The 20334-nt window shown below is 59.4% G+C and carries 11 protein-coding genes; 6 read left to right on the top strand and 5 right to left on the bottom strand.

From position 1 onward, the window contains the following. Positions 1-241 precede the first annotated feature (241 nt). The 4 genes from putP (at position 242) to HNQ83_RS04050 (ending at position 5639) form a co-directional block, all read left to right on the top strand. Positions 242-1726 (top strand): sodium/proline symporter PutP, encoded by a 1485-nt coding sequence (gene putP / locus HNQ83_RS04065; RefSeq protein ID WP_175387786.1) that lies wholly within the window; start codon positions 242-244, stop codon positions 1724-1726. A 346-nt stretch (positions 1727-2072) separates the two neighbouring features. Then, positions 2073-3971 carry a type VI secretion system tip protein VgrG gene (locus HNQ83_RS04060; protein ID WP_175387785.1) on the top strand — a complete coding sequence of 633 codons (1899 nt, stop codon included), beginning with the start codon at positions 2073-2075 and terminating at the stop codon, positions 3969-3971. Then, on the top strand, positions 3961-4698 hold the full coding sequence (locus tag HNQ83_RS04055; protein ID WP_175387784.1) for a DUF4123 domain-containing protein: 738 nt from the start codon (positions 3961-3963) through the stop codon (positions 4696-4698). The genes HNQ83_RS04060 and HNQ83_RS04055 overlap by 11 nt, the downstream gene beginning before the upstream one ends. Before the next feature lie 101 nt (positions 4699-4799). Beyond that, complete coding sequence (locus HNQ83_RS04050; protein ID WP_175387783.1) at positions 4800-5639, top strand: 23S rRNA (adenine(2030)-N(6))-methyltransferase RlmJ; 840 nt, start codon at positions 4800-4802, stop codon at positions 5637-5639. A 140-nt stretch (positions 5640-5779) separates the two neighbouring features. Here the strand turns inward: HNQ83_RS04050 and msrA are convergent, their stop codons facing one another. The 5 genes from msrA to aceE all read right to left on the bottom strand — a co-directional run bounded on the left by msrA (position 5780) and on the right by aceE (position 15667). Continuing rightward, the gene (msrA, locus tag HNQ83_RS04045; RefSeq protein WP_175387782.1) at positions 5780-6427 is read right to left on the bottom strand and encodes a peptide-methionine (S)-S-oxide reductase MsrA; all 648 of its coding nucleotides are present in this window, start codon (positions 6425-6427) and stop codon (positions 5780-5782) included. 61 nt (positions 6428-6488) lie between these two features. Continuing rightward, a complete protein-coding gene (locus tag HNQ83_RS04040) occupies positions 6489-9182 on the bottom strand; it encodes a bifunctional diguanylate cyclase/phosphodiesterase (protein ID WP_175387781.1) in 2694 nt (897 codons plus the stop codon). 190 nt (positions 9183-9372) lie between these two features. After that, entirely contained in the window at positions 9373-10773 is a 1401-nt protein-coding gene (locus HNQ83_RS04035; RefSeq protein ID WP_175387780.1) for an alkaline phosphatase D family protein, read from the bottom strand. A 278-nt stretch (positions 10774-11051) separates the two neighbouring features. After that, positions 11052-13010, bottom strand: coding sequence for a dihydrolipoyllysine-residue acetyltransferase (gene aceF, locus HNQ83_RS04030; protein WP_175387779.1), 1959 nt, complete (start codon positions 13008-13010; stop codon positions 11052-11054). 11 nt (positions 13011-13021) lie between these two features. Next, positions 13022-15667 carry a pyruvate dehydrogenase (acetyl-transferring), homodimeric type gene (aceE, locus tag HNQ83_RS04025; RefSeq protein WP_175387778.1) on the bottom strand — a complete coding sequence of 882 codons (2646 nt, stop codon included), beginning with the start codon at positions 15665-15667 and terminating at the stop codon, positions 13022-13024. 383 nt (positions 15668-16050) lie between these two features. Between aceE and glnE the strand changes: the two genes are divergently transcribed. Beyond that, on the top strand, positions 16051-18990 hold the full coding sequence (gene glnE / locus HNQ83_RS04020; RefSeq protein ID WP_175387777.1) for a bifunctional [glutamate--ammonia ligase]-adenylyl-L-tyrosine phosphorylase/[glutamate--ammonia-ligase] adenylyltransferase: 2940 nt from the start codon (positions 16051-16053) through the stop codon (positions 18988-18990). Between the two features lie 308 nt (positions 18991-19298). Beyond that, the gene (gene waaF, locus HNQ83_RS04015; RefSeq protein WP_175387776.1) at positions 19299-20333 is read left to right on the top strand and encodes a lipopolysaccharide heptosyltransferase II; all 1035 of its coding nucleotides are present in this window, start codon (positions 19299-19301) and stop codon (positions 20331-20333) included. The last annotated feature ends 1 nt before the right edge of the window (position 20334 follow it).

The raw sequence follows: 20334 nt of genomic DNA, 5'->3' as shown, positions 1-20334 counted from the left end.
ATCGGTAAATGACGTAGGTGCAACTAATTCTCAAGAAATGGGTTGCACCTTATTTGCTTTGTTGCATAGCATTCGCGCCCCAAGGTGCAACCTGTCGAAAAGACAGGTGTGCCGGCTGATGGCTTTCCTGGGGAAACATCAGTCATAAATGCGCGGGATCCCGAATCGTCTGTCAAACGTCATCGTTTGCGAGCGGTTCACCAGCCGCCGCTACATAAAAACAAAGCCAGGGCGTCACTTAATGAGCGTAACGAATCCAACCCTGATCACGTTCGTGATCTACATCGCTGCAATGGTGCTGATCGGCTTCATGGCCTATCGCTCCACCAACAACCTTTCCGACTACATTCTGGGCGGTCGCAGCCTGGGCAGCGTCGTCACCGCGCTGTCCGCCGGTGCTTCCGACATGAGCGGCTGGTTGTTGATGGGTCTGCCGGGCGCCATCTACATGTCCGGTCTTTCCGAAAGCTGGATCGCCATCGGCCTGATCGTGGGCGCTTACCTGAACTGGCTGTTCGTCGCCGGCCGCCTGCGCGTGCAGACCGAGCACAACGGCGATGCCCTGACGCTGCCGGACTACTTTTCCAGCCGTTTCGAAGACAAGAGCGGCCTGCTGCGGATCATCTCCGCAGTCGTGATCCTGGTGTTCTTCACTATCTACTGCGCCTCCGGCATCGTGGCCGGTGCCCGTCTGTTCGAAAGCACCTTCGGCATGTCCTACGAGACAGCGCTGTGGGCCGGTGCTGCTGCGACGATTGCCTACACCTTCGTCGGCGGTTTCCTGGCGGTGAGCTGGACTGACACCGTGCAGGCCACCTTGATGATTTTCGCCCTGATCCTCACGCCGATCATCGTGATGCTGGCCACTGGCGGCGTCGATACCGCGTTCCTGGCCATCGAAGCGCAGGATCCGGCCAACTTCGACATGCTGAAAAACACCACCTTCATCGGCATCATTTCGCTGATGGGCTGGGGTCTGGGCTACTTCGGTCAACCGCACATCCTGGCGCGCTTCATGGCGGCGGATTCGGTGAAATCGATCGCCAATGCCCGTCGCATCTCCATGACCTGGATGATCCTGTGCCTGGGCGGCACCGTCGCCGTCGGTTTCTTCGGCATTGCCTACTTCTCGGCCAACCCGGCCGTGGCCATGCCGGTGAGCGAGAACCACGAGCGCGTGTTCATCGAACTGGCGAAAATCCTGTTCAACCCATGGGTTGCCGGTGTACTGCTGTCGGCCATTCTGGCTGCCGTCATGAGCACCCTGAGCTGCCAGTTGCTGGTGTGCTCGAGCGCCCTGACCGAAGACTTCTACAAAACCTTCCTGCGTAAGTCGGCTTCCCAGCTGGAGCTGGTCTGGGTCGGCCGCGCCATGGTGCTGCTGGTTGCCCTGATCGCCATCGCGATGGCAGCCAACCCGGAAAACCGTGTGCTGGGCCTGGTCAGCTACGCCTGGGCCGGTTTCGGTGCCGCATTCGGCCCTGTCGTGCTGATCTCGGTGATCTGGAAAGACATGACCCGCAACGGCGCACTGGCCGGTATCCTGGTCGGCGCGATCACCGTGATTGTCTGGAAACACTTCGAGCTGCTGGGCTTGTACGAAATCATCCCTGGTTTCATCTTCGCCAGCCTGGCGATCTACATCGTCAGCAAGATGGGCGCACCGACCGCCGGCATGCTTCAGCGTTTCGCTGCCGCCGAGCGTGATTTCCGCCTGAACAAGTGATGGGTTGAGCGCATGCTCTGAACCCGTGCTTGAACGAAACGGCCCGCTTCCTTTGGAGGCGGGCCGTTTTTTTGTATGTCTGTTGGGTCCCCTCTGTGGGAGCGAGCCTGCTCGCGAAGATGGCGGCATGTTCAGCGTCGATGTGACAGCCAAATCGTCTTCGCGAGCAGGCTCGCTCCCACAGGGGGGTGTTGTGTTTTTTGCAGTATTGTCTGTAGCCGAAAGAACCGTTTTTTGAAGGTCAAAGCTTCAAGTGGAGTAAGGCATTTCTGTTTTTCCTGCCCTTCGATGATCCCGCTGGTCACTCATGCAGAATCGCCCGCTTTCTTTCTGCAGAGACACATCGATGTTCACTTCTGCTAATCAACCACGCTTCACATTGACCATTGACGGCGTCCAGAGTGAATTCAGGGTGCTTGAGTTCACAGGCAAGGAAGCCATCAGCCAGCCGTACTGTTTTGATCTGGAACTGGTCAGCGAGCGACCGGACATCGAGCTGGAAAGTGTGCTGCATCGTCAGGCGTTTCTGAGTTTTGATACCCAAGGCTGTGGGGTTCATGGTCAGATTTTTCGCATTGGCCAAGGCGATTCAGGCCAGCGCTTGACGCAATACCAGATGAGTCTTGTGCCTCGCCTGATGTACCTGGGTCAGCGCATCAACCAGCGAATCTTCCAGCACAAGAATGTGCCAAAGATCATCACGCACATCCTCAAGGACCACGGCATCCTCGGCGACGCCTTCAAGTTTCATCTCGGCGGTGATTACCCCGAGCGCGAATACTGCGTGCAATACGCGGAAAGCGACTTGGCGTTTATCCAGCGACTGTGTGCCGAGGTCGGCATTCATTTTCACTTCCAGCACAGCGCCGACGGGCACCTGTTGGTGTTTGGTGATGACCAGACGGTGTTCCCGCGCCTGCCCGAGTCCACCCAGTATTTGCCGGGCAATGGCATGGCTGTACAGGCACCGGTCGTTAATCAATTCAACGTGCGTCTGGAAACTCGCCCCACCGCCGTGGTGCGCCGCGATTACGATTTCCATAAGCCTCGCCTGGACCTGCAGGTGCGACGTGATAGCCAGCAGCTGCCGGTGCTGGAGGATTATGCCTTTCCGGGGCGGTTCAATGATCGCAAGGTCGGTGGTCAACTGGCTGCACGAGCGCTGGAGCGTCATCGTGCAGATTACCGCCAGGCACAAGGCAGCAGTGATCAACCCGCGCTGATCAGCGGGCATTTTCTGCGGCTCGAAGAGCATCCGCGAAAGGCTTGGAACGATCTGTGGCTGCTCACCGAAGTCGATCATCAGGGTCGACAGCCGCAAGTGCTGGAGGAGTTGGCGGACAGTGACAATACGAATGATTTCCAGGGCTATCGCAATACGTTTCTGGCAACGCCGTGGGATGTATTTTTTCGCCCGCCGTTGATCGAGAAACCCCGTGTCGCCGGCTATCAATCGGCGGTGGTGACCGGTCCTGAAAACAGTGAAATCCATTGCGACCAGTTCGGACGGGTCAACGTCCGGCTGATGTGGGATCGCGAGGGGAAGTTGGATGAGCACTCCAGTTGCTGGCTGCGGGTGGCCAGCGCCTGGGCCCACGATGGGTATGGCAGTGTGCTGACGCCGCGAGTGGGAATGGAAGTGCTGGTGGGTTTCGTTGATGGTGATGCCGACAAACCCCTAGTGATGGGATGTGTGCCCAATGGTGCGAATTCGGTGGCGCTGAATTTACCTGCCGATAAGACCAGCAGTGTCTTGCGCACTCAAAGCAGTCCGGCTGATCCTGATGGCGCTCGAGGCTACAACGAGTTGCGGATCGAGGATCGTCGGGGCGCTGAGCAGATCTACCTTCGGGCCCAGCGAGACTGGACTCAATCGGTGATGAACGACATGTACGTGAAGGTCGATCGAAACGACTATGTTCACGTCGTAGGTGATAGGGATATCCGCGCAAGCAACCAGACCGTCAACACAAGCGGGCAGTTTCGCGTCAATGCCGGTAACCAGGTTGTCATCGACGGGGGCGCCCACGCGACGATCCAGGCGGGCGGACACTGGATCAATATTGGCCCGGAAGGGATTTTCAGCAGTGTACCCATCGGGGTCGGCGGAGCGTTGATCCCGGCCATTGGCGCATCGAGCGCGCCTGTGCAAGGCGTGGCACTGAGCAGCGCGCAGATGTTCAACCTGAAAAGGGCTGCGCCGTTTTGCCAAATATGTTGCAAGGACGGTGTCTGTGCAGCCTGATTCCTTATCCCCTCACGCCTGGCTGGAGCAAAAACCGTTGCAACCGTCGGAACAACTGTTCGCGGTCTTCAGTAACGCCAGTGCCGCGGAACCGCTCAAAATCTGGCAGCGTACGTCCCCCGCAAAAATGCCGGGCTCTATCTGGGCTGAGACCGCCTATGCCGAATGGGAAGCGGTGATGCCCTTTGTCGGAATCGTCGCGGTGAACAGTGAGTTTCTGAACTGGGTAGCGACTACGGCGTCTCGTGACTGGGGCTGGTTGGCGGTTTCCTCGGCCAGTCAGGAGGTGTTGGTCGAACACCTGCGCAGCCTTACGCAAGTTTTGCTGCCCAATGGCAGTGCGGCGTTTTTCCGTTTCTGGGATGGCCGGTATGTGCTGCCGATGCTCCAGTGTGCCGAGGTTGAGGAGGCACAACTGCTGCCGGTGATCGGGCGGTGTTTGATCAATGGTCAGGCTGTCGAGATCGGTGGGCGCGAGCAGAGCACCAAGAAGGTTTTTCCGTGGTGGGAGGTGCCGGAATCCCTGTTGCAGCAGCTGGGTGATGAGGATGCCTCCACGCGGATCAGCAATTTGTTGCAGTGGTTGAGTGAAGAGCAGCCGGGCGTTTTCGAGGCGTTTTCGGAGCCTGTATTGCGCAGCAAGGTCGCGAGTTTTCTCACAGAGCCTGATTTGCCGTCCGTGCCGAAAGATGAGTTGTTGGCCTACTTGATGGAGGAAATGTACTAAATCCTGTGGCGGTGCGTTTAAGCGTGTAAGGCCGCTCAGCCGCGACCGCCTGACTTGCAGGCCGGTAAAAGGTAAACTTCCCGGCCTTCGCAGGAGCAACCATGAATTATCGTCACGCCTTCCATGCCGGCAATCACGCCGATGTGTTCAAACACCTGACCTTGACCCGCCTCATCGCCCTGATGTCGCGCAAGGAGCAGCCGTTTGCCTATCTCGATACGCACGCCGGCATTGGCCTGTATGACCTTCAGGGCGATCAGGCCAACCGTACCGGTGAGTACCTGGAAGGCATTGCACGTTTGTGGGATCAGCCGGATCTGCCGATCCTGACCGCTGATTACATGCAAGTGCTGCACGAGATGAACCCGGATGGCCAGTTGCGCTATTACCCCGGTTCGCCGGAATTGGCGCGACGCCTGACCCGCCCGCAGGACCGCGTGTTGCTCAACGAGAAGCACCCGGAAGATGGCGTGCTGCTCAAGGACAACATGGCGGGTGACCGTCGGGTGAAAGTTCACTTGGGCGAAGGCTGGCATGTGTCGCGGGCCTTGTTGCCGGTGCCGGAGAAGCGTGCGGTGATGTTGATTGACCCGCCGTTCGAAAAACTCGACGAGATGCAGCGCTGCGCGGCGTCGTTGAAAGAGGCGATTGGCCGGATGCGTCAAACCGTGGCGGCGATCTGGTACCCGGTGAAAGATCAGCGTGCATTGCGCCGCTTCTATCAGGACCTGGCCGGCACCGGTGCGCCGAAGTTGTTGCGCGTCGAATTGCTGGTACATCCATTGGACACGCCCAACAGCCTGAACGGTTCCGGTCTGGCGATTGCCAATCCGCCGTGGGGGCTGGAGGAAGAATTGCGTGAGTTGCTGCCGTGGCTGTCCGAGAAGCTTGGGCAGACCCAGGGTGGGTGGAAGATGGATTGGTTGATTGCCGAGAGTTGATCTGTTGCATGGTGGCGTCTGATCGGACGCCATCGCGGGCAAGCCCGCTCCCACAGGGTTTTATGTCGATCACTGCATTGTGGTCAGGCACTTGACTTGTGGGAGCGGGCTTGCCCGCGAAGCTTTTCAGGACCTGAAAATCAGATCGGGCAAGTCACGCCAGTGCCGCCAATCCCGCAGTAGCCTTCCGGGTTTTTGGCCAGATACTGCTGGTGATAAGCCTCGGCATAGTAGAAGGTCGGGGCTTCGTCGATATCGGTGGTGATGATGCCCTGGCCAGCCTTGGTCAGTTCGGCCTGGAACACCTGTGCGCTTTTCTTCGCCGCTTCCAGCTGGGCCGGGTTGGTGGCGTAGATCACCGAACGGTACTGGGTGCCGATATCATTGCCCTGGCGCATGCCCTGAGTCGGGTTGTGCAGTTCCCAGAACATCTTCAGCAGCTCTTCGTAACTGACTTTTTCCGGTTCGTAGACAACCAGCACCACTTCGCTGTGGCCGGTCAGGCCCGAGCAGACTTCTTCATACGTCGGGTTCGGCGTGTAACCGCCGGCGTAACCGACGGACGTGCTGAACACGCCTTCGCGCTGCCAGAAGCGACGTTCCGCGCCCCAGAAGCAGCCCAGGCCAAAAATGGCGAATTCCACATTGCCCGGGAATGGGCCCAGCAGCGGATTGCCGTTGACGAAGTGTTCATCCGGCACCTTGATCGGGGTTTCGCGACCAGGCAGAGCTTGTTCTTTGGTAGGGAGCACGTTTTTGTTCACCAGAATTTCCGAGCGCAGAACCATTATCAGTCCTCAGTCAGGGTAAATAGTCAGAGATGCAGTTTGCCCGAGTGTCGGGCCGCTGTCAGGCGCCAGGGCCGCGCGGGTAGCGTTTGAGCTTTTCGATCAGCTCGGCGCCCGGGATCGGCTGGTCGAACAGGTAGCCCTGACCAACGTCGCAACGGTGGCGACGCAGGAAAGATAACTGCGCGGCCGTTTCGATGCCCTCAGCCACGACCTTGAGTTTCAGGTTGTGGGCCATGGCGATCACTGCGGAGGTGATTTCCATGTCGTCCTGGTTATCCGGGATTTCGTGGATGAAGCTTCGATCGATCTTAATGATGTCGATGGGGAATTTTTTCAAGTAACTGAGCGACGAGTAACCGGTGCCGAAATCGTCCATGGCCAGGGTCAGGCCCAGGCGCTTGAGCTGGTCGAGTTGCAGGTGGGTGTCTTCGGTGGCTTCGAGCAGCAGGCCTTCGGTCAGCTCAAGTTCGAGCAGGTTCGCCGGCAGCGCTTCTTCCTTGAGGATGGTGGCGATGGACGCCACCAAATCCGGATCGGAAAACTGTTTGGGCGACAGGTTGATCGCTACCTGAAGATTGCCCAGCCCGGCTGCCGTCAGTTCTTTGCTCTTGCGGCAGGCCTGGCGGGCGATCCATTTGCCAATCGGAATGATCAGGCCGGTTTCTTCCGCGACGCTGATGAACTGGTCCGGCCGGATCATGCCTTTTTCCGGGTGGTCCCACCGCAGCAAGGCTTCCATGCCCAACAGGCGACCGCTGCGCAGGCAGAGCTTGGGTTGATAGAACACGTCCAGCTCGTTCTGGGTCAGGGCGCGGCGCAGGTTGTTTTCGACGAACAGTTTGTAACTGGCCTCGGCGTTCAGTGCTTCGGTGAACACCTGCACCTGATGTTTGCCGTTGGCCTTGGCCTTGTGCAGTGCCAGCCCGGCGTTGCGCATCAGGGTTTGCGGGTCGCGCCCGTGCAGTGGGGCGCAAGCCAGGCCCACGGAGCCGGTCACACTGATCAGCTGGTTGTCGACGAACATGGGCTTGTCGAGGGTCGCCAGCAGTTGGTTGGCGACCTGTTGGCCGGTGTGGAGGTCGGTATTGTCCAGCAGCACGGCAAATTCGTTACTGGCGAACCTCGCCAGGCTGCCGCTCGGGCTCAGGCTGTTGCGCAAGCGCCGGGCCAGGCTGATCAGCAGCTTGTCGCCGGTCTGATGACCGAGGCTGTCATTGATGCGCTTGAAGTTGTCGATGTCCACCAGCAACAGGCTGATCGGGGTATCGCTGTCTCGGGCGAAGCGTTCATCGAGGTTGCGGATGAATGCCGGACGGTTGCCGAGGTTGGTCAGGTTATCGGTATAGGCCAGGCGCTCGATGCGTTGCTGGGCGAGTTTGGTTTGGGTGATGTCTTCGTAAATGCCGATGTAATGGGTCAGTTCGCGGTTGTCGCCATAGACCTTGGAGATCGACAACTGGCCCCAGTAGGGTTCCAGGTTTTTGCGACGGCTCTTGAATTCACCCTGCCAGCTGTTGCTTTTGGCCAGTGCCGATGTCGCATCGAATAGCAGTTCGCTGAGGTTCTCCAGCGCCGGCAGTTCGGCCAGTCGCTGGCCATGGACTTCTTCGGTGCTGTACTGCGTGATGGCGGTGAAGCTCGGGTTGACGTACTCCACCACGCCGTCGCAATTGACCAGCAGGAAGGCGTTGGCGCTTTGCTCGACCGCGCGCTGGAACAGGTGCAGGGCGCTGGTGGCGGTGCGTCGGTTATGGTTGCTGATGACTTGGGCAAACTGGTCCGCCAGCTCACCGGCGAAGGCAATTTCATCCGACTGCCAGGCGCGGGTCGCGCCGGTTTGCTCAAGGCACAGCACGCCAACCACCTGGCCATCGACGCGGATGCTGGCGTCGAGCATTGCGTTGACATCACGCGGGCGCAGGCTTTCGGCCATTTCGCGGGTGCGAGGGTCGCGCATGGCGTTGTGGGCATCGATGGCGCGCCCAGTGTGCAGCGCGTCGAGGTAGTCGGGAAAACCGCTGGCGTCGATCGGCTGCGGCAACAGGTATTCCTGGTTGGCGCGGTGGAAAGCCGAAATCGGCATCAGCATCGAACCCTCGAGGTGCCACAGGCTGGCGCAGTCGATTTCGTAAATTTCGCAGGCACTGCGTGTGATCAGTTCGGCGGCTTCTTGCAGGGAATTGTTGCTGCTGTAGCGCTGGCGGGTCAGCAACAGGATCAGATCCTGCTGGGCACGCACCCGTTCCAGATGCTGCAATTGTTCCTGTTGCGCGCGCTGGTTGAGTTCCAGGGCGATTTGCAGGCGCGAGTTCTGGGTTTCCAGATCCAGCGCGGGCAACAAGGGGTCGTCTTCGAACAGGCCGTCGATGACCAGCAGGTAACCGCGCAACAGGTGTCGATTGTGCTGTTTGTAGCCTTCACCCAGTTCCAGCAGGTTCAGCGAGCCTGCGGCGGTGTGCAAGGTGTAGCGGATCAGGTAATGCGAGCCTTCGCTCAGTTGATGCTGGATCGCGTCATGCAGCTGATAACGCGCTTCCGGCTCCATCAGGCTGGCGTAGGGCGAGCCGACCAGAGCGCACAGCTCCACGGCCGGCAAGCCGAATTGTCGTTCGCAATTGGGATCGAGAAACAGCAGCGCCCAGCTTGGTTCATTCAGCCGTTCGAAACGCAGCATGCCGAGCCGCGAGGGCACAGGCAACTGCGTCACTACCTCGGCCACCATACGGCTGGCGGCATCGGGTTGGCTCTTCATAGGGAGGGAAACTCGCTTCGTATTTGCTGAACGCGCCGGGCTCTCGCCCTCTTTACTGTTGCCTGCGGCAAGGTTGCATCATTGCGACACCGACTGACAAGAGACATGAAGGCCAAGTGCTATAAGAATATGTCGGCAGGCGTGAAGATTTCTCCAGTTAAAAGCAAAAAGTCATTCTATTTGCTGATTTTCACCTCGGATTCAATTCAATCCGTGTTGATTGCAACAGATGCCCCTCCCGATCGTGATAGCGCACTTGAATCTGTTCCGCATCGACAATCAAGTGGGCGAAGTTGTCCTGGCTGATGACCTTGTTGGCGAGTTCATGTCGGTAATCACCGGCAGCCGTGCGAATCAGCGGTTGATCAAGAATGAAGGTGGAGTCTTTGGCGTAGGGCAGCAGTTTGCTGTTACACAGGGGGGACGAGACGATGGTGTGCACCTCGAAGTCCGGGTCCGCGCTGTGGGTCAGGCGGCTGGTCAGTGAGCCGTGGACGTCGCCGCAAATGAACACCACGTTCCTGATCCCGTGATGACGAATCGTCTCGAGTAATCGTAATCGTTGCTCGGGAAAGGCTTGCCAGGCGTCATTGGTGTTGCGTTTTCGATCGGGGTAGAACATGACGCTGGTGACCACGAATTTGACGCGGGCCGAACTGTGGATCAGCCAGTCGCACAGAGCTTGCTCCTGTTCCCTGTCAAGGATGCGTCGATCATCGGCCGCGAGTTGGCGCCGGGTGCGACTGTCGGTGACAAACCATTCGATATCGCCGTTGGTAAACTGATACCAATACCTTTTTAACGGGCAACTGAGCTGCCCGTCATCATTTAACTGATGAGCCGGGCTGTGACTGGCTTGATATAACTCATAGGCGGCGATGGCGTTTTTGTATAAAACCTCATCGCCTCTGACTTTATTGGCTGGCCAGTTATCTTCGATTTCATGATCGTCGAGGATCATGTAAGTCGGTGTGCCGGACATTAACTTCGTAATGTGCGGCTGAGAAAAGGCGACACGGTATTTGGCAAGTATTTCGTGGTATTCGCGATCCGGCGCAATGAAGTTCAAATCATCGATATAGACTTGGTCGCCTGTCATCAACAGGGCGCTGATGGGCGGTGAGCCATGCTTTGCCAGGTTTGAGATGGATGCGAAGATCCGATCGCCCAGATGCGGTGCCCATGGCACGCCGGCCGTCATGCTCAAATAGCGACAGGATCCGACGACATAGGCCCGCGGCGTTGTGACCTGGTTCGATTGCGTGCGAAAGCGATAGACGTCCCGAGGCCATTGCAATGGCAGTTCCCGCACGGTCTCCACGGTGTGCACCGGGCTCATCGGGCTGAACCAGCCAGCCTGATATTCGTATTCGGTATCCTCAACGAGATCATGGAGGACAATAACGTCGGACATGTCGCGCACGTCTGACAGTTGTTTGAAGGTGCCTTTATTCCAGTGTTCGTCACCGAATCGTCGATAACGAATGCCGGCAAATGCCAAAGCGTTTTTTTGCCATTCTCCACGTATGAAAATGCGAGTTCGATTAGTTGTAGTGTGGCCAATAATCGGCCCGACAGTTGGCTTGAACATATTCGAGTCCATTCGTTATTTAGTTGAATCAAGATGACGGCGTTGTTGATTGTTTTGCGCCGTCATGAATCAAGGCTAGTTATTGAACTCGAAAAAATATTGAGCCGAAATGGACTGGAGTTGTGGGCGACATCAGCCACAAATGTAGGAAGACTTCTATTGCTTAAAAACTTCAGGCAAAAAAAAGCCCCGCCAAACTGGCGGGGTTGAGGTACGAGCGTGGCGCTCGGAAAACATGAAACGCGACCGGCCCTCCGATGAAGGAGGGCCAGCCGGGGTTACAGCAGGATGGTGCGGATGTCCGCCAGCAGATCGCTCAGACGCTTGGTGAAGCGTGCAGCAGCGGCGCCGTTGATCACACGGTGATCGTAGGACAGCGACAGTGGCAGCATCAGTTTCGGCTGGAAGGCTTTGCCGTCCCAGACTGGCTGGATGGTGGCCTTGGAAACACCAAGGATCGCCACTTCCGGCGCGTTGACGATCGGCGTGAAGCCGGTGCCGCCAATGTGGCCGAGGCTGGAAATGGTGAAGCAGGCGCCTTGCATCTCGTCCGACGAGAGCTTCTTGGTCCGGGCTTTTTCAGCCAGGGAAGCGGCCTCGGCGGCCAGTTGCAGCAGGCTCTTCTGGTCGACGTTCTTGATGACCGGTACCAGCAGGCCATCCGGGGTGTCGACGGCGAAGCCGATGTTCACGTATTTCTTGCGGATGATCGCCTTGCCGCTTGGTGCCAGCGAACTGTTGAAGTCCGGCAGTTCCTTGAGCAGGTGCGCGCAGGACTTGAGCAGCAGCGGCAGGATGGTCAGCTTGACGCCGGCCTTCTCTGCAACGGCTTTCTGGGCGTTGCGGAACGCTTCCAGCTCGGTGATATCCGCCGAGTCGAATTGCGTCACGTGCGGCACGTTCAGCCAGCTGCGGTGCAGGTTGGCGGCGCCGACCTGCATCAGGCGGGTCATCGGCACTTCTTCGATTTCACCGAAGCGGCTGAAGTCCACGACCGGAATCGGCGGGATGCCCGCGCCACCGGTTGCGCCGGCAGCAGCGGCCGGTGCTTCCTTGACCTTCTGCATCATGGCCTTGACGTAAACCTGCACGTCTTCCTTCAGGATGCGACCGTGCGGACCGCTGGCGCCAACAGCGCTCAGCTCGACGCCGAACTCACGGGCCAGTTGGCGCACGGCAGGACCTGCGTGGACCTTGGCGCCAGGCTTGGCCGTTGCGGCAGCAGGAGCAGCAGCCGGAGCCGGTGCAGCAGCGGCCGGTGCGGCGGCTGGAGCTGGAGCGCTCGGGGCCACAGCGGCAGGTGCCGGGGCAGCGGCCGGAGCAGCGCCTTTGACTTTCAGCTTCAGGATCAGGTCGCCAGTACCGACTTCGTCGTCCAGCTTGACGGAAACGCTTTCCACCACGCCAGCGGCTGGCGATGGGATTTCCATGCTCGCCTTGTCGGATTCCAGGGTGATCAGCGACTGGTCGGCTTCAACGCTGTCGCCAGCCTTGACCAGCACTTCGATGATCTTGGCCTTGCCCGCCGAACCGATGTCCGGAACGTGGATGTCCTGAACGCTGTCGGCTACCGGAGCAGCCGGGGCCGCAGCGGCTGGCGCCGGAGCAGCGGCGGCAGGTGCGGCAGCCTGAGCTGGCGCGGCCGCAGCCGGTGCAGCAGCACCCGCCACTTCCAGATCCAGGATCAGGTCGCCAGTGCCGACTTCGTCGTTGAGCTTGACGCTGATGGCCTTGACCACGCCAGCGGCAGGCGAAGGGATTTCCATGCTCGCCTTGTCGGATTCCAGGGTGATCAGCGACTGATCAGCCTCGACGGTGTCGCCGACCTTGACCTGGATCTCGATGATCTGGGCCTTGCCCGACGAACCGATATCCGGCACGTGCACTTGCTGAACCGAAGCGGCAGCCGGCGCAGCAGCAGGAGCAGCCGGTGCTGGAGCAGCGGCCGGTTTTTCTTCGGCTTTGGCAGCGGGCGCGGCAGCCGCCGGTGCCGCAGCAGCGGCACCTTCGACTTCCAGCTCAAGCAGTTCGTCGCCTTCTTTCAGGCGGTCGCCCAGCTTCACTTTCAGGCTCTTGATGATACCGGCCTTCGGCGCAGGCACTTCCATGCTCGCCTTGTCCGATTCCAGTGTCAGGATGCTCTGATCGGCTTCGATACGGTCGCCGACCTTCACAAACAGTTCAATTACTTCACCTTCACCGCTGCCGATGTCAGGTACGCGAATGAGTTCGCTCACAGAATCTCTCCTCAGCAGTCCAGTGGGTTGCGTTTTTCCGGGTCGATCCCGAACTTGGCGATGGCTTCAGACACCACCTTGGGTTCGATATCGCCACGGTCAGCCAATGCTTCCAGGGCTGCCAACACCACGAAATGACGGTCGACTTCGAAGAAATGACGCAGTTTCTTGCGGCTGTCGCTACGGCCGAAACCGTCGGTGCCCAGGACTTTGAATTCCTTGGACGGTACCCACTGACGGATCTGCTCGGCGAACAGTTTCATGTAGTCGGTAGAGGCAATGACCGGACCCTTGCGGCCGTTCAGGCACTCTTCAACATAGCTCAGCTTAGGCTTCTGGCCCGGGTGCAGACGGTTGGTGCGCTCAACGGCCAGGCCGTCGCGACGCAGTTCGTTGAAGCTGGTAACGCTCCACACGTCGGCGCCAACGTTGAACTGTTCACGCAGGATCTTCGCCGCTTCACGGACTTCACGCAGGATGGTGCCGGAGCCCATCAGCTGAACGTGGTGCGCCGCTTCGCGGGTGTCTTCCTCGAGCAGGTACATGCCTTTCTTGATGCCTTCTTCGGCACCGGCCGGCATGGCTGGCTGCTGGTACGACTCGTTCATCACGGTGATGTAGTAGAAGACGTCCTGTTGCTCTTCGGTCATCTTCTTCATGCCGTCCTGAATGATCACCGCCAGCTCGTAGCCGTAGGTTGGATCATAGGTGCGGCAGTTCGGGATGGTGGCAGCCAGCAGGTGGCTGTGACCGTCTTCGTGTTGCAGGCCTTCACCGTTGAGGGTGGTACGGCCGGCGGTACCGCCGATCAGGAAGCCACGGGTACGGCTGTCGCCAGCGGCCCAGGCCAGGTCGCCGATGCGCTGGAAGCCGAACATCGAGTAGAAGATGTAGAACGGCAGCATTGGCTGGTTGTGGCTGGAGTACGAAGTACCGGCCGCAATGAAGGAGCTCATGGCGCCCGCTTCGTTGATGCCTTCTTCGAGGATCTGGCCCTTCTTGTCTTCCTTGTAGAACATCACCTGGTCTTTATCGACTGGCTCGTAGAGCTGGCCGACGGACGAGTAGATGCCCAACTGACGGAACATGCCTTCCATACCGAAGGTACGGGCTTCGTCCGGGATGATCGGAACGATGCGCGGGCCGATTTCCTTGTCCTTGACCAGTTGCGCGAGGATTCGCACGAAAGCCATGGTGGTGGAAATTTCACGGTCGCCGGTGCCGTCGAGGATAGCCTTGAGGGTATCGAGTGGCGGCGTCGGGATGTTGAAGCTCTGCGCGCGGCGCTGTGGCACGAAACCACCCAGTGCTGCGCGACGCTCGCTCAGGTAGCGGGCTTCGGCGCTGTTCGGCTCCGGCTTGAAGAACGGCAGGTTTTCCAGCTCTTCGTCCTTGACCGGGATGTCGAAGCGGTCGCGGAACAACTTCAGGCTGTCGACGTCGACTTTCTTGGTGTTGTGCGCGGTGTTTTTCGCTTCGCCGGCACCGGTGCCATAACCCTTGATGGTCTTGGCCAGGATGACAGTCGGTTGTTCTTTGTGGTTGACCGCTTCGTGGTACGCCGCGTAGACCTTGTACGGGTCGTGGCCGCCACGGTTGAGTTTCCAGATCTCGTCGTCGGACAGGTCTGCAACCATCGCCTTGAGTTCTGGCGTGTTGAAGAAGTGCTCACGTACAAACGCGCCGTCTTTGGCTTTGTAGTTCTGGTACTCGCCGTCGATGACTTCGTCCATGCGGCGTTGCAGGATGCCGTCGACGTCCTTGGCCAGCAGTGGGTCCCAGAAACGGCCCCAGATGACTTTGGTCACGTTCCACTGAGCACCGCGGAACACGCCTTCGAGTTCCTGGATGATCTTGCCGTTGCCGCGAACCGGGCCGTCGAGGCGCTGCAGGTTGCAGTTGATGACGAAGATCAGGTTGTCGAGTTTCTCGCGGCCAGCCAGCGAGATCGCGCCCAGGGATTCCGGCTCGTCGCACTCGCCGTCGCCCAGGAAGCACCAGACTTTCTGTTTGCCAGGCTGAATGAAACCGCGGGCTTCCAGGTACTTCATGAAGCGCGCCTGGTAGATCGCCTGGATCGGGCCCAGACCCATGGATACGGTCGGGAACTGCCAGAAGTCAGGCATCAGCCAAGGGTGCGGATAGGACGACAGGCCCGTTCCGTCGACTTCCTGGCGGAAGTTGTTCATCTGGTCTTCGGTGATGCGGCCTTCCATGAACGCACGGGCGTAGACGCCTGGCGAGGTGTGGCCCTGGAAGTAGATCAGGTCGCCGCCGTGTTCGTCGGTCGGGGCCTGGAAGAAGTAGTTGAAGCCGATGTCATACAGGGTCGCGCTGGAAGCGAAGCTGGAGATGTGACCACCCAGGTCAGAATCTTTCAGGTTCGTACGCATTACCATGGCCATCGCGTTCCAGCGTACCAGCGAGCGAATGCGGCGTTCCATGAACAGGTCGCCAGGCATGCGTGCTTCGTGGGTAACAGGGATGGTGTTGCGGTAAGGCGTGGTGATGGCGTAAGGCAACTGCGAGCCGCTGCGGGTCGCGAGTTCGCCCATACGGGTCATCAGATAGTGAGCACGGTCTTCGCCTTCTTTGTCGAGAACCGATTCCAGGGCGTCCAGCCATTCCTGGGTTTCGACGGGATCGAGGTCTTGCATGGCTTGCTCCAGGGCGGAAAGGCTACCAGAATCGGTTGCCTGAGTTAGCGACTGGCCTTGTGGGCAGACGTTATGAATTCTTGGATTGCCGATAGGTTGTTCCGGCGGTGTGTAGTTTTACTACAAATCATCCGGCATTTCAGCCTTACTAATGTATATACGAGTAGTAAAACTACAGATGAGCGGCTTGTGGCCCCCGGCTGCGTTGTGAGAATAATCGTTAAGGTTGGTCTTTTACCAACCCGAAAAGGTGAAAGTTTGATGTTGGCTGCCAAAAATGAAGAGATTACAGCTATTTCTAACTTTTGTTCGACAGTCCTCCAGGTAGTGCATTCCTGTAAATCACTACATTCGGCCCAATACACGCCGATCAAGGATAGACCATGAGCCTTCCTTCGCTTGCCGAACTGCCCTCCATCCTGCTGCCGTTTGTCACCCGCGCCGAACAGTCGTTCCGTGCCGCCGTTGCTGCCCTGGATGATGACCATGGCTTGTCCGCCTGGACCCCGGAGCGCTGGGCACAATTTGCCCGGGTGACGGCCGCCAGCGACTTCGTGACCGAGCAAAGCGTGCGCGATCCGGTGATGTTGCTGGAGCTGGTGCGATCCGGCGAACTGGACCGCGCCTTTGCTCCCGGTGAGTTGTGTGCGCAGATTGCGGCGGTGGCGACCATTGCCGAAACCGATGATTTGCTGGGCCGCGCCTTGCGTCGTCAGCGTGCCCGGCACCAGGTGCGCATCATCTGGCGTGACCTGACCCGCCAGGCCGATCTGATCCAGACTTGCCGCGACCTGTCGGACATGGCCGATGCGAGCATCGATCAGGCCTATCAGTGGTTGTACGCGCGGCATTGCCAGCAGTTCGGCGTGCCTACGGGGCGCCGCAGCGGCGAACCGCAACAGATGGTCATTCTCGGCATGGGCAAGCTGGGCGCGGTGGAGCTCAATCTGTCGTCGGACATCGACCTGATTTTCGCCTACCCCGAGGGCGGCGAAACGGTCGGTGCGAAACGCCCGTTGGATAACCAGGAGTTTTTCATCCGTCTCGGCCAGCGCCTGATCAAGGCGCTGGACCCGATGACCGTCGACGGATTCGTGTTCCGGGTCGACATGCGTCTGCGCCCCTATGGATCGTCGGGTGCGTTGGTCCTGAGTTTCAATGCGCTGGAGCAGTACTACCAGGACCAGGGCCGCGACTGGGAGCGCTACGCGATGATCAAGTCGCGGGTGGTCGCTGGCGATCAAGTGGCCGGCGCGCAACTGCAAGAGATGCTGCGGCCGTTCGTTTATCGACGTTATCTGGACTTCTCCGCCATCGAGGCGTTGCGGACCATGAAGCAGCTGATCCAGCAGGAAGTTCGGCGCAAGGGCATGGCCGACAACATCAAGCTCGGCTCGGGCGGCATTCGCGAGGTGGAGTTTATCGCCCAGGCCTTCCAGCTGATTCACGGCGGTCGCGACCTGAGCCTGCAACAACGTCCGCTGTTAAAGGTGTTGAGCACGCTGGAAGGGCAGGGCTATCTGCCGCCGGCGGTGGTCAGCGAGCTCCGTGAAGGTTACGAATTCCTGCGTTACACCGAACATGCGATCCAGACGATTGCCGATCGTCAGACCCAGATGTTGCCAGATGGCGCTCAGGATCAGGCGCGTATTGCATTCATGCTGGGTTTCGCCGATTGGTCGGCCTTTCATGAGCAGTTGATGTACTGGCGCGGGCGCGTGGCCTGGCACTTCGGTCAGGTGATCGCCGATCCCGACGAGGAGCAGGGCGCCGAGAGCGAAGTGGTGGTTGGCGGTGAGTGGCTGCCGTTGTGGGAAGAAGCCCAGGATGAAGAAGCTGCCTGCCGTCAGTTGCAGGAAGGCGGTTTCACCGATGCCCCCAAGGCGTTGAAAGCGCTGGCCAGCCTGCGCGGCAGTCCGCAGTTGCGTGCCATGCAGCGTCTGGGGCGCGAGCGTCTCGATGCCTTTATTCCGCGTTTGCTGGCCCAGGCGGTGGAGCACGCCAATCCGGATCTGGTGCTGGAGCGGGTGCTGCCACTGGTGGAAGCCGTGGCGCGTCGATCTGCGTACCTGGTGTTGCTGACCGAAAACCCCGGCGCGCTGCGACGCTTGCTGACCTTGTGCGCGGCCAGCCCATGGATCGCCGAACAGATCACGCGTTTTCCGTTGTTGCTTGACGAATTGCTCAATGAAGGCCGGTTGTTCAAGCCGCCCCTGGCCCCGGAACTGGCCGCCGAATTGCGCGAGCGCCTGACGCGGATTCCCGAGGACGACCTTGAGCAGCAAATGGAAGCCTTGCGCCATTTCAAGCTGGCGCACCGCTTGCGGGTAGCGGCCTCGGAAATCGCCGGCAGCCTGCCGCTGATGAAAGTCAGCGATTACCTGACCTGGCTGGCCGAGGCCATTCTGGAGCAAGTGCTTGCCCTGGCCTGGCGCCAGACCGTGGCCAAGTACGGTACGCCGCTGCGCACCGACGGCACCTTGTGCGATCCCGGCTTCATTATTGTCGGTTATGGGAAAGTCGGTGGCCTGGAGCTGGGGCATGGCTCAGACCTGGATCTGGTGTTCATCCATGATGGCGACCCGCAGGCGGAAACCGATGGGCCTAAACCTATCGATGGCGCGCAATTCTTCACCCGGCTCGGGCAGCGGATCATTCATTTGCTGACGGCCCAGACCAACTCCGGTCAGCTCTATGAAGTGGACATGCGCCTGCGGCCGTCGGGAGCGTCGGGGTTGCTGGTGAGTTCACTGGGGGCGTTTGCCCGTTATCAGGAGAACGAAGCCTGGACCTGGGAGCACCAGGCGCTGGTTCGGGCACGAGTGTTAGTGGGCAGCGAGGATGTTGGCCGGGCTTTCGAGCAGGTGCGTGCGGGGATTCTGGGCAAGGCGCGGGATTTGCCGACCTTGCGCCAGGAAGTGAGTGAGATGCGTGCCAAGATGCGCGATAACCTCGGCAGCAAGAGCACCGCGGCCGGCACCGGGGCGAATGCCTTCGAGGCCACGGCGCCATTCGATCTCAAGCAAGACGCCGGAGGTATCGTCGATATTGAATTTATGGTGCAATACGCGGCCCTGGCGTGGTCCGAATCACACCCGCCATTGCTGCGCTGGACTGACAATATCCGCATTCTGGAAGAGCTGGAACGCGAAGGGCTGATGCCCGCCGAAGATGCCAGCCTGTTGCGTGAAGCCTACAAAGCTTACCGCTCCGCCGCCCATCGGCAGGCCTTGCAGAAGGACGCCGGGGTGATACCAGGCGACCAATTCGCGGACGAGCGGCGACAGGTCATGCGAATCTGGCGTGAGCTGGGGCTAAGCTGAAACGCGCCAGTTCAAGCGATAAGATACAAATGTGGGAGCGAGCCTGCTCGCGAAGGCGAAGTGTCAGCCAGCATGAATGTTGGAAGTAATGGCCCCTTCGCGAGCAGGCTCGCTCCCACAATGGATTTGTGGTGATTTGTAGATTCAGGCAATACGAACAAACCATGTTGGAGCGAGCTTGCTCGCGATAGTGGAGTGACGATCGACAGAAATGTTGAAGGTGATGACCCATCGCGAGCATGCACGCCCCTACAGAGATTCTCGAGGCGGGGAGGCGTATGCCTCCCCGGTTCGTTTATGGAAACCACATGAAAATTCTGATCGTTGGGCCCAGTTGGGTCGGTGACATGGTGATGGCGCAGACACTGTTTCAGTGCCTCAAGCAGCGCCACCCGCAATGCGAGATCGACGTGCTGGCACCGGAGTGGAGCCGGCCGATTCTTGAGCGCATGCCCGAAGTACGCCAGGCCTTGAGCTTCCCGCTCGGCCACGGCGCACTGGAGCTGGCGACGCGTCGGCGCATCGGCAAATCCCTGGCCGGCCAATACGACCAGGCAATCCTCTTGCCCAATTCCCTGAAATCGGCGCTGGTGCCGTTTTTTGCCAGCATTCCCAAGCGCACCGGTTGGCGTGGCGAGTTTCGCTATGGCCTGCTCAACGATGTGCGCACGCTGGACAAAGAACGTTATCCGCTGATGATCGAGCGCTTCATGGCATTGGCGTACGAGCCTGGCTTCGAAATGCCCAAACCGTATCCGCGACCGAGCTTGCAGATCGATCCGGTGACCCGAGAGGCGGCACTTGCCAAGTTCGGACTGGTCCTCGATCGTCCGGTGCTGGCGCTCTGCCCCGGCGCTGAATTCGGCGAATCCAAGCGCTGGCCGTCGGAGCACTACGCCAAGGTCGCCGAAGCGAAGATTCGTGAAGGTTGGCAAGTCTGGTTGTTCGGTTCGAAAAACGACCATGCCGTGGGCGAAGACATCCGTTCGCGGCTGATTCCCGGCTTGCGTGAAGAGTCGGTGAACCTCAGTGGCGGCACCTCGCTGGCCGAGGCGATTGATTTGATGTCGTGTGCCGATTCGGTGGTGTCCAACGATTCCGGCCTGATGCATGTCGCCGCCGCGCTTAACCGCCCGCTGGTGGCGGTTTATGGCTCAACGTCGCCGGGCTTCACGCCGCCGCTGGCCGAGCATGTGGAGATCGTGCGCCTGGGCATCGAGTGCAGCCCATGCTTCGACCGCACGTGCCGTTTCGGTCATTACAACTGCCTGCGCCAGCTGATGCCGCAAGCGGTGAACGAAGCCTTGCAGCGTTTGCAGGGCACTGTGGTCGAGGTCAAATAGT

This window comes from Pseudomonas sp. C2B4 (assembly GCF_013359695.1).
Lineage (GTDB): Bacteria > Pseudomonadota > Gammaproteobacteria > Pseudomonadales > Pseudomonadaceae > Aquipseudomonas.
The sequence above is the reverse complement of the archived record's forward strand: the minus strand, read 5'-3'. Positions and strand labels throughout refer to the sequence as shown.